General features: G+C 59.5%; 17 protein-coding genes. 10 read left to right on the plus strand and 7 right to left on the minus strand.

Annotated elements, in window-relative coordinates:
* Positions 1–72: 72 nt before the first annotated feature.
* From B5G28_RS06720 to B5G28_RS06730, 3 genes are all read right to left on the minus strand, one after another.
* Entirely contained in the window at positions 73–1,401 is a 1,329-nt protein-coding gene (locus tag B5G28_RS06720; RefSeq protein WP_087247150.1) for a C1 family peptidase, read from the minus strand.
* A 231-nt stretch (positions 1,402–1,632) separates the two neighbouring features.
* Complete coding sequence (locus tag B5G28_RS06725; protein ID WP_144265493.1) at positions 1,633–2,226, minus strand: hypothetical protein; 594 nt, start codon at positions 2,224–2,226, stop codon at positions 1,633–1,635.
* 332 nt (positions 2,227–2,558) lie between these two features.
* Positions 2,559–2,801, minus strand: a complete 243-nt coding sequence (locus B5G28_RS06730; protein WP_087247154.1) for a helix-turn-helix transcriptional regulator — start codon at positions 2,799–2,801, stop codon at positions 2,559–2,561.
* 307 nt (positions 2,802–3,108) lie between these two features.
* Between B5G28_RS06730 and B5G28_RS06735 the strand changes: the two genes are divergently transcribed.
* From B5G28_RS06735 to B5G28_RS14660, 4 genes are all read left to right on the plus strand, one after another.
* Positions 3,109–3,825 (plus strand): LytTR family DNA-binding domain-containing protein, encoded by a 717-nt coding sequence (locus B5G28_RS06735; RefSeq protein ID WP_087247156.1) that lies wholly within the window; start codon positions 3,109–3,111, stop codon positions 3,823–3,825.
* A complete protein-coding gene (locus B5G28_RS06740; protein WP_087247158.1) occupies positions 3,822–5,135 on the plus strand; it encodes a GHKL domain-containing protein in 1,314 nt (437 codons plus the stop codon). Before B5G28_RS06735 ends, B5G28_RS06740 begins: the two co-directional genes overlap by 4 nt.
* A gap of 110 nt (positions 5,136–5,245) precedes the next feature.
* Complete coding sequence (locus B5G28_RS06745; protein WP_087247160.1) at positions 5,246–5,830, plus strand: accessory gene regulator B family protein; 585 nt, start codon at positions 5,246–5,248, stop codon at positions 5,828–5,830.
* A gap of 4 nt (positions 5,831–5,834) precedes the next feature.
* Complete coding sequence (locus B5G28_RS14660) at positions 5,835–5,996, plus strand: hypothetical protein (RefSeq protein ID WP_158098177.1); 162 nt, start codon at positions 5,835–5,837, stop codon at positions 5,994–5,996.
* A 202-nt stretch (positions 5,997–6,198) separates the two neighbouring features.
* On the opposite strand, the gene B5G28_RS06750 is transcribed toward B5G28_RS14660, so the two are convergent.
* Positions 6,199–6,543 (minus strand): cupin domain-containing protein, encoded by a 345-nt coding sequence (locus B5G28_RS06750; RefSeq protein ID WP_087247162.1) that lies wholly within the window; start codon positions 6,541–6,543, stop codon positions 6,199–6,201.
* Positions 6,544–6,559: 16 nt separating this feature from the next.
* Entirely contained in the window at positions 6,560–7,117 is a 558-nt protein-coding gene (locus B5G28_RS06755) for a hypothetical protein (RefSeq protein ID WP_087247164.1), read from the minus strand.
* A 143-nt stretch (positions 7,118–7,260) separates the two neighbouring features.
* Here B5G28_RS06755 and B5G28_RS06760 point away from each other — a divergent pair, with 143 nt between their 5' ends.
* The 6 genes from B5G28_RS06760 to B5G28_RS06785 all read left to right on the plus strand — a co-directional run bounded on the left by B5G28_RS06760 (position 7,261) and on the right by B5G28_RS06785 (position 13,931).
* A complete protein-coding gene (locus tag B5G28_RS06760; RefSeq protein WP_087247166.1) occupies positions 7,261–8,781 on the plus strand; it encodes a histidine kinase in 1,521 nt (506 codons plus the stop codon).
* Positions 8,774–9,574 carry a helix-turn-helix domain-containing protein gene (locus B5G28_RS06765; protein ID WP_087247168.1) on the plus strand — a complete coding sequence of 267 codons (801 nt, stop codon included), beginning with the start codon at positions 8,774–8,776 and terminating at the stop codon, positions 9,572–9,574. The genes B5G28_RS06760 and B5G28_RS06765 overlap by 8 nt, the downstream gene beginning before the upstream one ends.
* Positions 9,571–10,596 carry a TRAP transporter substrate-binding protein gene (locus B5G28_RS06770; RefSeq protein WP_242967500.1) on the plus strand — a complete coding sequence of 342 codons (1,026 nt, stop codon included), beginning with the start codon at positions 9,571–9,573 and terminating at the stop codon, positions 10,594–10,596. Before B5G28_RS06765 ends, B5G28_RS06770 begins: the two co-directional genes overlap by 4 nt.
* Before the next feature lie 306 nt (positions 10,597–10,902).
* Positions 10,903–12,003: a TRAP transporter substrate-binding protein DctP gene (dctP, locus tag B5G28_RS06775; RefSeq protein ID WP_087247170.1), complete on the plus strand. Its 1,101-nt coding sequence runs from the start codon at positions 10,903–10,905 to the stop codon at positions 12,001–12,003.
* Positions 12,004–12,085: 82 nt separating this feature from the next.
* The gene (locus B5G28_RS06780; RefSeq protein WP_087247172.1) at positions 12,086–12,607 is read left to right on the plus strand and encodes a TRAP transporter small permease; all 522 of its coding nucleotides are present in this window, start codon (positions 12,086–12,088) and stop codon (positions 12,605–12,607) included.
* 1 nt (position 12,608) lies between these two features.
* A complete protein-coding gene (locus tag B5G28_RS06785) occupies positions 12,609–13,931 on the plus strand; it encodes a TRAP transporter large permease (protein ID WP_087247174.1) in 1,323 nt (440 codons plus the stop codon).
* Positions 13,932–14,034: 103 nt separating this feature from the next.
* Here the strand turns inward: B5G28_RS06785 and B5G28_RS06790 are convergent, their stop codons facing one another.
* Both B5G28_RS06790 and B5G28_RS06795 read right to left on the minus strand, forming a co-directional pair.
* Complete coding sequence (locus B5G28_RS06790; protein ID WP_087247176.1) at positions 14,035–14,505, minus strand: N-acetyltransferase; 471 nt, start codon at positions 14,503–14,505, stop codon at positions 14,035–14,037.
* A gap of 9 nt (positions 14,506–14,514) precedes the next feature.
* Positions 14,515–15,219, minus strand: coding sequence for a gamma-glutamyl-gamma-aminobutyrate hydrolase family protein (locus B5G28_RS06795; protein WP_087247178.1), 705 nt, complete (start codon positions 15,217–15,219; stop codon positions 14,515–14,517).
* Between the last annotated feature and the right edge of the window lie 233 nt (positions 15,220–15,452).

Consider the following 15,452-nt stretch of genomic DNA (forward strand, 5'->3'; position numbering starts at 1 on the left):
GCAAAAAAGCGCCCCGGGCGGTCTGCGTCCGGGGCGCGCTGGATTTTTAGGACAGGTCAGGTTGATTCAGGGTTATGCCAGAGAGCCCATGGGGTCCCAGGGAGCCAGCTCGATGGGCTCGGCGTCCAGGGCCTGGCGCTGGGCGTCGGTGAGGAACCGGCGGTTCACCACGGCCTGATAGACAAATGCGTCAAACCAGGCGTCGCTGGCCACAAAGTAGCCCTTCCGGCCGGCGTCCTCGCCCCAGCTGTTCTCAATCTTCCAGCGGTTGGGCTTGCCGTCGGCGTCCAGGTTGACGCCGCAGAGGATCATGGCGTGGTTCATGGCGCTGTCGCGGTAGTCCAGGCGCTCCTCCTTGGTCATGTCCAGATCCATGCCGCCCAGAACGTCGCCGTAGATGAAGCAGTTGGGGTCCCAGATGCCGCCGTCACGGTTGCCAAACTTGCTGCAGTCGCTGCCGAACCACACCGGTTCGCCGGCCTTCAGCTGGGCGATCACCAGCTCCTTCACTTCCTCCATGGGGAGGTTCAGGTGGCGGACCGAGCCCTCCACCACATTGCCCAGATACTTGACGGTATAAGTCTTGCCGAAGGGCTTATCCTGGGTGGGAGCGTGGATGACGCTGACGTAGTCCTCCAGAGCCAGGCCGATGTACTTTTCATAGAAGGAAACCGGGGTCAGGCCGCGGTCCACATGGTACACGCCGTTCTTGTCGGTGTACTCAAAGTCGAACTGATCCACCGGGCGGCCAAAGCAGATGCACAGTGCCTTGAACAGCTCGGCCAGCATCTCATCCTTGCGGGCGGCGGTGTCGCCGCCGGCAGCTGCCAGGGCCCGCAGTTCCACGGCGTCCTTGCGCAGTTTGGTGTTCAGCAGCCGCATCAGCTCCATAGTGCCGCAGGACTGCTCGGTCTCAGGCATGACCGAAGCCGGCACGATGCCGTATTTTTTGATGATGCTGACCATCATGTCCCACTGGCCGCCGTCGTTGATGCCGTTCAGCACCCAGTCCAGGGTCCGGTCTGCCACCGGCAGGTCGGCGCAGTCCAGCACACTCTCTAGGAAGAAATTGATCTTCTCAAACTTGTCCCAGAAGCCCAGCCAGTTGCCGGACAGCTCGAACTTCTCCAGATTGCATTTTTCCGCCACGATTTCACGCATCACGTTCATGGATGCAAACAGCCAGCAGCGGCCGCTCTTTTTCTGTGCGGTGATGCCGCGGGTCTTTACCTCGATGGAAAAGCTGTTGTCCATCTTGGCGGCGGCCATCGGGTCGAGAGCCACCTTGCTCAGCGGATTGTGGGAAACTGCCGCAGTCAGCACACGGGCCGACTTGTCGGCGTCATAGCTCGCCTTAAAGGCGGCGATCATCTCCGAAGTGATGGGTCTTGCGTTTTTCATGTCCTGTTACCTCCTGGATGTTTTACTTCCTCTGCCCGGGCAAAAGCCGGGGCCTTCTCTCCCCTTCGGGAACAATGAGGTCAACCAACCGTAATACTACTCTTGTCCGCCGCGGTTGTCAATCGTCCCGCCCCAGGCAGCTTTTCAAACCGACGGAGTACGGACCTTTTACCCAAAAACGCCCCCGCCTCCCGGCCTCCAGGCCCGGCAAGCGGGGGCATCGATTCTCATTCAGGACCTGCGCTTCCGGGTCCAGCGGAAGGATCGTGCCATTTCCAGGGCGATGGGTTCCAGGCGGTCCGCGTCCTGCATGGAAAAGGCAATATTGCCCATCAGGAGCCGGTTTTCAGCCGACGCAAAAAACAGGACATTCCCGCGCGCCCCGCCGGCGGCGGGGGATGCAATGTACAAAACCGACACGCTGCCCTCCTCTTTGAGGAAAGTTTCTTCCCTGAGGACGATGCTTTCGGGGAAAATGCGGGGCACGAGGGGCCGGATCACCTTGGTGATGTCCGCGATATTCTCGTTGGAAATCCGGTTGAACGTCCAGCTCAGCGCCAGGGTGAAATGCAGACGGCTGCTGGAAAACAGATGCTGGGGCTGGGTGCCGGCCCAAAAGAGCGGGTTTCCTTCCTCCGGGGCGCGCTCTGCAAACTCTTTCGGCATACGGATGACGGCGTCGTTTTGAAAGACGGCCCGCTCCTCAAACACCACCCGCCGTCCCCACAGAAAAACCGCGGAGGCGCTTTTCTCACCCGTCCGCTTTCTCTGCGCCTTGCGCCACTGCTGTTTTGGATTGAGCAAACTGTTTTGAACCGGTTCCATGGCCGTACCACCCTATCTTGCGAATTCGCGACAAAAGAGGTCCTCTCTCATCGTGCTACCTATCATAACAGATTTCGGGGGATTTTTTGTTTCTTTGCCGCAAGAGGCGGTTTTCATGCAGTGAATCAACAATAGCGTCTCTGTCAAAACGGCTTTTCCTGCCCGGCAGCCGCCGGAGCGCAGCATAAACCGCCGCAAAAAACACCTGGTTTTTGCCCAAAACGACGGTGAAAAAACGGCCGTTCAGGATGCAGAAAAAGCTTCCCGTTTTCTTCCCTTTGCCGGTGAAACAGATGCAAATTCTGTCGAATAAAATCGAATGGTTTTTTGGCTCATTCCATCCCCAAAAGCCACAGCGGAGAAACGTTGAGGGTCTTTGCAAAAGCCCGAAGTTCATAGTCGGAAACAAAGCGGGTTCCGATCTCAATCCGGCTGATGGAATCCCGCTCCAGCTCTACCCCTTCCAGCTTCAGACGCACCGCCAGATTGGTCTGGGAAAAACGGAGTTTTAAGCGCGCCTCCCGGATACGCTCCCCGCAGATGTTCTTTTTCCCATTGAAATCATATATTTTCATTTTTCCACCTCACTTTGAGCGAATCATCAGAATTTTTCTTAACTTTAACGCGATTTCGGCGGCAATTTGCGTTAAAGATCAGCAGAATTGCAAAAATATTGACAAAACGAGGGTTTAAGCTGTATGTTAAATTGGGTTTTGAATTCCGTCGGGCCGACCAAACAGCCCTGTCTTTTTCGCATGGCCGCATAAGCAGAACCGTCCCCGCGTGCAGGGGGCCTGCCCGCCGCGAAAAAGCACATTTTTATTTCGCCGGCGCTTCAAAACCAGACCGGTCCAGAATCAAAACAGAAAGGAAAGATCCCCCATGAAAATCATAATTCTCGATGACGACGCCGTCTTTGCCGGAGAGCTGTATGACCAGATCAGCACAGGATGCGCCAGACGGGACTGGCCCCTCAGCTGCCGGATTTTCTCCTCTCCCCAAGTGGTGCTGAACGAGGATCTTTCCGACGTACAGGTGGCCTTTCTTGACATTGACATGCCCGAAATCAACGGCATTGAGGTGGCCTGCCAGCTCCGCCAGCGCTATCCTGACATCATCCTGGTTTTTGTCACCGCATACATCCAGTATGCGCCCACCGGCTACAAGGTCAATGCCTTCCGCTACATCATGAAAAACCAATATGTCAAAGAAATCGATGCCTGTCTGGACGCTATTCAGGACAAGCTGTTTGAGGACACCGAGACCCTTCTGGTGGAGCTGAAAGACTCCACCACCGAAATTGCCTTAAAGGATATTTTATACTTTGAGGGCACTTCCTACCGGCGGGTTCTGCTCCATCGGGTTTCGTCGCCGGGGCCCCATCTGGAGTGCCTCGGAAAGCTGGGCGACTATGAAAAGAAATTGCAGGACAAAGGGTTTGTCCGCCTGCACAAAAGCTTCTTGGTGAACATGTGCTACATCAGCCGGCTGGCCAATTATCAGGTCAAACTCCGCAATGGCGAAGTATTAAAAGTATCTGAAAGCAGCTACCGCGACATCTGCAGTCAATACCTCATGTGGAAGGGCAGTCGTCTATGAACGAGCTGATCTACAACCTGCTGAACATCTTCCTGATTTTCACCGAAAATATCTCGCTGGTATTTTTGTGCGAGATCTTTTTCACCAAGAAATTCCAGGGCGTTCCGTTCATCCTTTCGGTTCTGTTTTTGGTGCTGCTCAACAGCATCGGCCTGGCCTTTTCGGACTGGAACTCCTTTCTGAAAGTATTTGTGCTGGTCTGCATCGGCACCGCCTGGGTTTACAAGGTATTTTCCGCGCCGCTGGTCAAAAGCGCCGTGGTTTCCATCCTGTTTCTTTCCTTTATAACGGCGGCGGACAATCTGTTCTTCCTCGGCGCGGCTTTTGTTTCGGGGGTTCACTTGCAAACCCTGCTCCATGATCCGTATGGATATTATCTGTTCTGCTATTTCGCCAAACTGCTGGACCTGTTTGTGGTCATGGGGTTCCGGGTGTTCGTCCGGCGGCATTTTCAGTTTGACAACACCACCTGGCAAAACTGGCTGAAAATATTTATCTTCCCCGCCATGTCCCTGTCCATTGCCATTTTTCTGTGGCGCATTTACTGCACCGTTCCCTTTGTGGCCAAAGAGCTGCTGCTGTGCACCGTCGGGCTTCTGGCCATGAACCTGTTCGCCGTGGCCTTCCTGAGTCACCTGAACCAGCAGGAACAGCTCCGTCAGGACAACATCATCTTACAGCACAACATCAAGGCCCAAAACGAAGTCATTGCGGCCTGGTCGGATGCATACCGGAGCCAGCGCAAGATGACCCATGACTTCCAGAATCAGCTGTCGGTGATCTGCGGCCTGGCGGAACACGAAGCCCCGGACAGCAAGCTGCTGTCCTACGTCCAGTCCCTCCTGCAGACCAGCACCAAAAGTCCCTTGATCGTGAAAACCGGCCGGCAGGTGGCGGATGTTCTGTTTAGCCAGAAATACAGCCTGGCCCGGGAGAAGGACATCGAATTTTCCATGCAGCTGGACGACCTGACCTATTTTTCCCTGGACGACACCTATCTGGTGGTGCTCCTCTCCAATCTGATCGACAACGCCATCGAGGCCTGTGATAAAATCCCGGAGGGCCAGCCCCGGACCATCACCGTCAAGATGCAGGTCACCGAGGACGGCAGCTTCCTGTACATCGAAAACACCACCGTCGTTCCCGTCAAAATCCTGGACAACCAGGTGGTGATCTCCCCTTACCGCTCAAAGGAACACGGCTACGGCCTGCGGACGGTCATGAACATCCTGAACCAGTCGGGCGCGGTTTTCGCCTTTTCCTACCGGGAATCCGACCGGATGTTCTGCTTTTCCGCACAGATCCCCTGACTTTTCAGCCCATTTTGCCGGTTTCACTGCAAAAAACATCAGTTTCACTGCATAACCAACACCTCGCAGAGAAAATGTGGTAAATTTGTAAAAAAGAAAGAGGGCACCTTATGCTGCATACGATTTCATCCCGCATTACAGCGTATTTTGTAGCCCGCAACTGGGTGGAAGAAAGCAATGCCCCCTGGTGCCTGTATGTAGTGGAAAAGAAGCTGCTTCAGATCTGTTTTCTTCTGATTCTTCTGGTTTGCTTTATTTTGTCCGGCCAGTTTGTGAACGTCTGGGTCTTTATGCTGCCCCTGTACCTGCTGCGCAGCCGCATCGGCGGATGGCATGCGCCCTACGCCTGGCTCTGTCTGTCCATGACCACAGCCATGACCCTGCTGGTTTTGTTTCTGCTGGGGCCCGCCCTGCTGCATGCGAGCCCATACGCCGCGTGGAGTTTGGATCTGGCGGTACTGGCCATCACGTTCCTGCTCCCTCCGATTTATCCCCCGCAGCTGCATTTTGAGGCGGAGGTGGTCCAGGCGAATATCCGGAAGAAAAACGAGATTCTCCTGGGCGTTTTGCTGGTGCAGGGCGTTACTTTCATTCTGGGAATACGGCAGGTCCTGGTTTTCAGCTTTTACAGCGTTTTAATCAGCGTGCTGCTTGTATGGATTGAACAACTCAAGCAAAAGATGTATGGAGGTTAAGTGTATGAATCACCTGGAAAATGCAGGCAAGAAATTGCTGTCCCAGTTCATCATTGAGGAGCGGTTTGGCTGGCCTCCTACCTGCGGCGGCATCGTCTATCAGCCCGAGCGTCCCGTCTGCGAGCATGCCGCAGAAGAAAAGCCCGTTGACAAGGACGAGCAGTAAAAACGACATCCTCTAAAGCTTCCAATATAGATTCTTTTGGTCTGTCCGAAAGGGCAGCAAGCAGGCGCCCTGCATCCACACGGGCGCCTGTTTGCTGCCTTTTTTCGCGTCATTCGGCCAAAACAGGACCCTTGCACGCAAAGAGAGCCGCAGCGGCTGCCGCTGCGGCTCTCGGTTTTTTCATTCAGGCAAAGGTCCCGGGTCAGACAAAGTCCTCCCGCATGGGGGTGAAGATATCCAGCAGGATGCCCGGCTCCAGGCAGACGCAGCCGTGGCGCACCTCGTCCTGTTTCAGCATGGTGTCGCCGGGGCCCACCTCCCGGGTGGTATCCCCGATGGTGAACCGGAAGCGGCCCGACACCACATAGGTGATCTGGGTGTGGGGGTGGCTGTGGAGTGCCCCCACTGCGCCCTCGGCAAAGGTGTTCTCCACACACATCAGCTCGGGGCCGTAGGCCAGCACGCGGCGGGTGACCCCCTCCCCTGCGGGTTCGGGCAGGGTTTCACTGTGGGGAACCCACACCTGGTTTTGATGCTGTTTTTCCATGGCAAAAGCCTCCTTTTCAGCGGGTTACGTGCAATTTTTCTGCGGGCAGATGTTCGCCCAGCAGGGTCCAGGCCGCGTCCGCTCCGCCAGGGATTTCCTCCGCCGGCAGCAGATAGGCCTTGGTGGCGTTGATGTAAAGATAGACGGCCTGGGCGGTGCGCCAGGCGCCGTACACGCTCTCCCAGTCGTGGGAGGCAGCGGGCTGGGCCTTGTCCTGCTGGCCCGCCGGCCACATGCCGACGCCGTCGGGGCCCAATTCCACACGGTACACCGACTTGGGGGTGGACAGGCCCATCTTTTTGGCCTGCAGGCTCACCGAGCGGAAGAACATCCCAAAATACACCAGCGGCAGGCCCAGAGCCACCGCCGTGAGGACGCCGCCCAGCAGGGCCGCGCCTTCCCGCACGCCCACCTGACTGAAGCAGATGGCCGCAAAAGTCAGCATCAGCACGGCAAAAAGCAGGGGCCGCTTCCACCGTTTCTGGCGCTGGAGCACATCGAACAAGGCGAAATCACGAAACATGCCCGTATCCAGCTGGACCGGGACCGACAGGACGGTATTTTTGCCAGACATAGGGTTACCTCCGGGGTCTTTGTTTTCCTTTATGATACCATTTCACCGGCCCGGCTGCAAGGCAGACCGGGCATTTTGATTGGGCTTGCAGATTTTTTGACGGTATTGTATAATAAAACATCATTTAACAAAGGAGGCGCCCCATGCACTGGTTCCAGCGGCACATCTCCCTGAAAGGGCGAATCCTGCTGTTCTTCGCGGCATTTTTCGCAGCACTGCTGGTGCAGCTCTATGTCAATCACTACCAGTCCAACGTGATTCTGGACCAGCTGGACCGTCAGACCGGCAACTTCCATTCCATCAGCCAGTTTTCCAGCGGCATCGAGAGCCAGCTCACGGCGCTGGAGAGTTTCCGCTGGGAAAACGGTGACCTCACCGCCCTGTCCCAGACACTCCAGAGCGGCTCCACCACGGCGGACGCCTGGCTGCGGCACATCGACGGCGATCTGGCCGAGGTGGGCGAGGAACAATACCTTCTGGCCCAGGCAGTGCGCACCACCTACGCCAACTACGACGTCCTGATGGACCGGATGGCCGCCCTGCTCAAGACCGGCGATGCCATCGCGGCGGCCAGCTTATATTACACCGAGATTGCAGTTTGCGGCCACTATCTGCAGCAGTACACCGGCCAGCTGCTCCAGACCGCCATCAGCGAGGGCCAGAGCACCTACACCCTTCTCTCGGCCCAAAACGAACAGATCAAGGCCATGCAGACGGTGGCTTCCCTGCTCTGCCTGGCCTTTGGCGCGCTGGTGGTGTATTCGGTGCTTCGGCTGCTGGACCCGGTCCAGCAGATGATTGTGGCCTCCCGGGCCATCGGCCAGGGCGACTTTGACACCCCCGACGTGGTGGTGGCCCAAGCGGGCGACGAGATCGGCCAGCTGGCCGGCGCGTTCAACTGGATGAAGCACTCCATGGACCGGCAGGTCAAGACCCTGCAGGAGAAAAATGAGATTGAGCGCCAGCTCCACCGCCGGGAAACCGAGGCCCTGGAGCTGCAGAACACAGTGGAGCGGGCCCGGCTGCAGCATCTGCGCAGCCAGATCGACCCGCATTTCCTGTTCAACACTTTGGGAGTCATTCTGCGGGTTTCGGACGAAGAAAAGGCCCCCCGCACCCGCACCCTGATCACTGCCCTGTCCCAGCTGCTGCGGTACAGTCTGGCCAGCAATGATTTGCAGGTTCCCCTCTCCCGCGAGGTGCGCATCATCGAGGAATTTTTCGCCATCTACCATGTGCGGTTCGGGGACCGGGTGCATCTGACCTGGCACATAGCCGACGACATCGACCTGACCGAAACCATGGTCCCGTCCTTCATTGTCCAGCCGCTGGTGGAAAACGCCTTCAAACACGGCATCATCCCGCGGGAAACCGGCGGCACGGTGCAAATTGTGATCCGGCGGCTGCCCCGGTACCGTCTGCTGTACATTGCGGTGCGGGACGACGGCGTGGGAATGGACCGCGCCGCCTTGCAGAAAGTGCGGGGCCGGCTGCACGAAGTGCCCGAGACGGGCGAGCACATCGGGTTGAGCAATGTGGCCGCCCGGCTGCGGCTGCTGGACCCGCCGGGCCGCCTGTACCTGCACACATCCCCCAGCCACGGCACCCGGGCGGTGCTGTTTTTGCCCTTGATCGAACCGGAGGAGGAGCGCGACGATGTATAAAATCCTGATCGCCGACGACGAGGCGATGGAGCGGGAAGTCCTGGCCGACCTGGTATCCCGCCGCTTTGAGCACGAGGTGGAAATCCACACCGCCGACAACGGCCGCCGGGCGGTGGACACAGCCCTGCTTCTGGGGGCTGAACTGATCCTGATGGACATTGAAATGCCGGGAGTCAACGGACTGGATGCGGCCCGGACCATTCTGGCCCGGCTGCCCGGGTGCAAAATCATTTTTGTGACGGCCTACGGCCTGTTCCAGTACGCCTACGAGGCCATGCGGCTGGGGGCCTGCGGCTACATCCTCAAGCCGGTGGTGCCCGACGAGGCCGAGGCCGCCATCCGGCGGGCTCTGTCCCAGATTGAGGTGGAACGGCGGCTGACGGATCTGGCGCCGGCGGCGGTGGAGCAGACCCCCGAGGACGAGGACAGCGACGTCCAGAACACCCAGATGGGCCAGCTGATGGCCCAGGTGAAGAAATACCTGCGGGAGAACTACATGTACGAACTGTCCTTGGACAGCGTGGCCGACATCCTGTCCATCAGCCCGGCCTATCTGTCCACCCAGTTCAAAAAGTATCAGCACATCGGCTTTCTGGATTACCTCACCGAGGTGCGCATCCAGGCGGCCTGTGAGCTGCTGACCGACCCGCTGCGCCCCACCGCCGAGGTGGCCGGCATGGTAGGCTATGAGGACGCCAGCTATTTTGCCCGGGCTTTCAAGAAAAAGACCGGCCTGACCCCCACCCAGTACCGGCGGGAGGCAGCCCGCCGCCACAAGGAGCAGGCTCCATGATGCGGCGGTGGCATTTGGCGCTGCTGGCCATTGCGGCAGTCCTTCTCTTTGGCCTGGTACTGGCCATCACCACGCCGGACCCTGCCGCCGACGCCAAGGACATGCCTGATCTGATCCTGCGCTACGCCGAAAACCAGCCCGAGGGCTACCCCACCACCGAGGCCGCCTACGCCTTTGCCGATCTGGTGGAGGAGAAAACCGGCGGCCGGGTCCAGATCCGGGTCTACAGCAACGGCGTTCTGGGCAGCGAGGACAGCGTGGTGGAGCAGATGGAATACGGCGGCATCGACTTTTCCCGCATTTCGGTCATGTCCCTGGGCGAATTCATGCCGGAACTGTACGTCCTGCAGCTCCCCTTCCTCTATAAAGACAGCGATCACATGTGGCGGGTGCTGGACGGCCCCATCGGGGAAACCTTTCTGGCCTCCATTCAGGACTCCATCGGCCTGACCGCCCTGACCTGGTTTGACGCGGGCGTCCGGCATTTTTACACCAACGAACCGGTAACCAGTCTGGACGACCTGAAGGGCCTGTACATCCGGGTGGCGGAGTCCAGCCTGATGGAGGAGATCATCCAGGATCTGGGGGCGGTCCCGGTGCGGCTGGCCTACGACGACGTCTACAGCGCCCTGGCCAAGAAGGACATCGACGGGGCCGAAAACAACTGGCCCAGCTACGACTATACCGGCCACTACGAGGTGGCCAAGTATATGCTGCTGGACGGCCACACCCGCATTCCCGAACTGATGCTGGCCAGCGCCGAGGCCATGAAGAAGCTGGCCGACCTGGACCCCTCCTACCCTTCCATCGTGGAGGACTGCGCCCGCCAGGCGGGGCTACTGGAGCGGGAACTGTGGAAACAGGCCGAGGCCGAGTCGGAAGCCAAGATGCGGGAGGCCGGCGTGACGGTGACCTCTCTGTCCGACGCCGAACTGCGCCGCTTCCGGGAGGCGGCGGCCCCCATCTACGAGGAATACGCCGACCAGGAGAAGATCATCCGCAAGATTCAGGAGGCCGCCTGAGCGGTTCTTCCCGGATCGAAAAGCTGAAAAAGATTGTACCAGCCGGGTTGCCCAAGGGCAGCCCGGTTTTCCTGTTTTGTACAAAAAGTTGAGCCAAAAAACAGAAAACAAGCACAAAAAGTATTCGTAATTCCTTTCAAAAACCAGTATATTTTTTCAAACCCCTTGCAGATTCATGAAAAAAATATTAAATTGAAGTCACTGACCGGATTGGCCGCCGCGCGCATCTGCGCGGTGATGGGAGCCGGTAAAACCTGTAAATGCCGTTCCCATCCTGAGAAGGAAACATAAAGGGAGGAAACAACTATGAAATCCAATTTTGAGCATCGTGCCATCAGCCGCCGCTCCTTTCTGAAGGGTGCAGGCATCGTGGGCGCCGCCAGCGTTCTGGCTGCCTGCGGTTCTTCCAGCAGCTCCACCGCTGCATCCCAGGCCACCAGCACTGCTTCCTCGGCAGCTGCCGGCGACGCTGCTGCAGCCGCCAGCGATCCCGCTGTCACCCTGGTTTACGCTGAGGTCAACCCTCTGGACACCATCGTCGGCCAGACTGCTACCGCTTTCAAGGAGAAGGTTGAGGAGCTGTCCGGCGGGTCCATCACCATCGACCTGCAGGCTTCGGGCGTGCTCGGCTCGGAAAACGACGTCCTGGACAACATCCTGGCCGGCGGCGACACCATCGACCTGTCCCGTATCTCGGCTTTCGCGCTGACCAGCTACGGCTGCCAGAAGTCGATGCTGCTCAGCCTGCCTTATACCTTTGTCTCCCGCGAGCACTGGTGGAACTTCGCCAACTCCGACCTCGCCCCCGACTTCCTGAACGAGCCCCAGGAGCTGGGCCTGCCCGTCCGCGGCATCTTCTACGGCGAGGAGGGCTTCCGCCACTTCTTCACCGTCGATCCGGTGGCCGGCATCGCCGACCTGGCCGGCATGAAGCTGCGCGTCTCCAATGACCCCGTCATGAACGGCCTGGTCGAGGGTCTGGGCGCCACCCCCACCGTCGTCTCCTTCAACGAGCTGTACTCCGCGCTGCAGACCGGCGTTGTGGACGGCGCCGAGCAGCCCATCGCCAACTACAAGTCCAACGCCTTCCCCGAAGTGGCCAACAACCTGATCCTGGACGGCCACACCCTGGGCGCTGTGCAGGTTGTCATCACCGATAACGCATGGGCCAAGCTGACCGCCAACCAGCAGGCCTGCATCATGGAGGCCGGCAAGTACGCTCAGGAGTTCAACGCCAGCCTGTCCGAGGACGAGGAGAACCGCGTCCTGGAAGAGCTGAAAGCCGAGGGCTGCAACGTGGTCGACGTCCCCGACAAGACCGAGTGGCAGGAAGCCTGCGCCCAGGTCATCACCGACAACACCAAGGGCCTGGAGGACCTGTATCAACAGCTGGTCGACATGGCCTGACCGGAGCCTGCGCCCAAATGATGCGGGCGGGGCGGCCCGTTCAATGCCGCCCCGCGTATTTTGAGCAAAGGGGGGAATCCTGATGAAAGCATTCTTTGCAGCCATGGATAAGCTGCGCCCGATCTACGACGTGACCGACAAGATCGTCATGACCATCTGCAAGCTGCTGCTGATCGCGGATATCATCATCACCGGCTATTCGGTACTGGGCCGCTATATCCCGTTTATCACCTCGCCGTCCTGGACCGAAGAGGTCGTCCTGACCCTGATGAGCTACATGGCCGTTCTGTCGGCGGCCATCGCCATCCGCCATAAAGAGCACATCCGGATGGATGCGTTCGACCGCTATATTCCCAAGCCGATGCTCCACTTCCTGAACATCCTGGCCGACGTGGCCGTTCTGGTCCTGGGCATTGTCATGCTGGTGGTCGGCCTGCAGTACGCCACCACCATCGGCGCCCGCGGCACCTATGTCTCGATGCCCAACGTTTCCCGTTTCTGGATGTACTTCCCGGTGCCCCTGGCCGGCATCGCCATGATCGTCTTTGAGCTGGAGTGCATCTATGAGGAGATCCGCGGCATCTGCCTGAAGGAGGAAGTGTGATATGGCAGTTAACGTACCCGCTATTGCGATCCTACTGGTCTCGTTCCTGGTCATGATCCTGCTGCGCTTCCCGATCGCCTATTCGGTGGCGCTGTCCTCGATCTTCTGCCTGATGTATCAGGGCCTGAGCCTGGCCACCGTCTGCCAGCAGATGGTCAAGGGCATCAGCTCTTACAGCCTGATGGCCGTCCCCTTCTTTATCACCATGGGTATGCTGATGGGGTCGGGCGGCCTGTCCGATAAACTGGTCGCGCTGGCCAACGCCTGCGTCGGCTGGATGCGCGGCGGCCTGGGCATGGTCAACGTTCTGGACTCCTACTTCTTCGGCGGCATTTCGGGCTCGGCCGCGGCCGACACCGCCTCCCTCGGCGCCATCCTCATCCCCATGATGGTGGACCAGGGCTATGACGCCGACTTCTCCACCGCCATCACCATCACCTCGTCGGTCGAGGGCATTCTGGTGCCCCCGAGCCACAACATGGTCATCTACGCCACCACCGCCGGCGGCATCTCGGTCGGCAGCCTCTTCCTGGCCGGCTACCTTCCCGGCGGCGTCCTGGCCGTCAGCCTGATGGTGGGCGTCTACATCCTGTCCGTCAAAAACAACTATCCCCGCGGCGACAAGTTCAGCATCAAGAACCTGATCCGCCAGCTGGGCCAGTCCATCTGGGCGGCCGGCGCCATCATCATCGTCGTGGTCGGCGTGGCCGCCGGCTGGTTCACTGCCACCGAGTCCGCCGCCATCGCCGTCTTCTACTCCCTGTTCGTCGCCCTCTTTGTCTACAAGGGCCTCGACCTCAAGGGCGTCTGGAAAGAGCTGGACAGCGCCGTCCACACCCTGTCCATCGTCCTGATCCTAATCGCCACCTCCAACGTGTTCGGCTACTGCATGACCACCCTGCACGTGCCTGATCTGGCGGCCAACGCCATCACCAGCGTGACCGATAACCCGATCCTGCTGGCCCTGCTCATCAACCTGATCCTGCTGTTCCTGGGCTGCATCATGGATATGGCCCCCATCATCCTGATCGCCACCCCCATCCTGCTGCCCATCGCCACCTCCATCGGCATCGACCCCATCCAGTTCGGCATCATCGTCATGCTCAACTGCGGCATCGGCCTGCTGACCCCGCCGGTCGGCTCGGTCCTGTTCATCGGTTCGGCGGTGGCCAAGCGCCCCATGGGCGCCGTCGTCAAGGCCACCCTGCCCTTCTATCTGTGCATGATCGTGGCCCTGCTGCTCATCACCTTCATCCCCGACATCAGCCTGTTCATTCCCAAGCTGTGCGGCTATGTTCCCACTGTGACTCCGGCCTGGTTCTGATGTTCCCGGCCGAACCCCATTGTTCTCAACTCTAAGCCAAAAGCCGAAGAGCGGTCCTTTCCAGGGCCGCCCTTCGGCTTTTCCTTTTTGCTGTGCTGCGGGGTTATTCCTGCGGGGGATTCCAGGTCATCCGATAAAATTCCCCTTCCCCTGCCGGGGTGATCAGGCGGAAGGGCTCTCCTTCCACCTGGAACCCCGCCGCCTGATAGCAGCGGACCGCCCGCCTGTTCCAGGTGCGGACCACCAGACAGGGCCTCTTGTCGGGCCAGCGCTGCGCTGCCATCTGAACGGCCTGCCGGAGCATCCGGCGGCCCAGACCCTGGCCGCAGCGGGCAGGGTCCACGCCGATGCCCACCAAAACCCCGCCCTCTTCCGGGCGCAGGTTCACATAGCCCACCAGGGCGTCCCCCTCCCAGAAACCATAGTAGTTCGAGTCTTGGGCCGGGTCGGCAAACCCCATCTGCCGGCGGGCCATCTCCTCCCAGGAGGGCAGGTCATAGACGGCGTACCGGCCCGGATAGTGCCAGCCGCAAACCGTTTGCTTGTCCCGCAGGGTCAACGGACGCGCTTCCATACCTTCTCCTTATCTGCACTGCTCCACAAAGGCGGCGAACAGCTTCTGGCTCTCCGGGCTGGTGGAGAAGATGCTCTCGGGGTGCCACTGAACACCCCAGACAAACCGTTTGCCCGGCATCCAGACCGCTTCCACTAGTCCGTCCGGCGAAGCGGCCATGGCCCGCAGGGGCCCTGCCAGCTCCTTGATGGCCTGATGATGGCGGCTGGTGACAGCGATCTCCCCTTCTCCCAGAAGGGCCGCCAGCGGGGTATCTGCCAGCACTGTCACAGCATGGCAGGGCTGGTCATAGGGCTCCGGCTGGCTGTGGCCGACAGTCTCGCCGTACTGGCTGGGCAGATCCTGCCAGAGGGTGCCGCCCAGAGACACATTGAGGACCTGAATTCCCCGGCAGATGCCCAGCACCGGCTTGTCCGCCGCCAGCGCCGCCTGAAGCAGGGCATCCTCCATAGCGTCCCGCTCGGGGACAATCGTGCCGCAGGCGGGCAGCGTCTCCTCGCCATAGCGGGCAGGGTGGATATCCGGCCCGCCGGTGAACAGAATGCCATCGCACAGCTCCACCAGCTGGGCCAGGTCGTCCGAATCCGCCGTCAGCGGCAGCATCAGGGGCAGGCCCCCTGCCCCCTCCACCGCTTTGCAATAGGCCGGCGTCATCCCATAGCGGTTCTGCGCCGGGTCCACAATGGGCACAAGGCCAATGACGGGCTTTTTCATACCAGAACACCTTCCCTTTCCAATCAAAAAAGACAGCGCGCCGCAGGGGCCACACTGTCCGCTGGGGACAGTATACCACCAAGCCTTTAGTCAGGCAAGCCCCTGCCACGGACCGGCCTTTTTGCCGGTTCCGGGAAGGGCACCGGAGGCCCGGGGAGAGTGCTCCGATGCGCTCTCAAAATTTCACACAGTATCGTTGTGTACAAGGCACACAGCTGGCGCGAACTGAAATT

The organism is Faecalibacterium sp. An77 (assembly GCF_002161315.1).
In the GTDB taxonomy this organism is placed as follows: domain Bacteria; phylum Bacillota; class Clostridia; order Oscillospirales; family Ruminococcaceae; genus Faecalibacterium.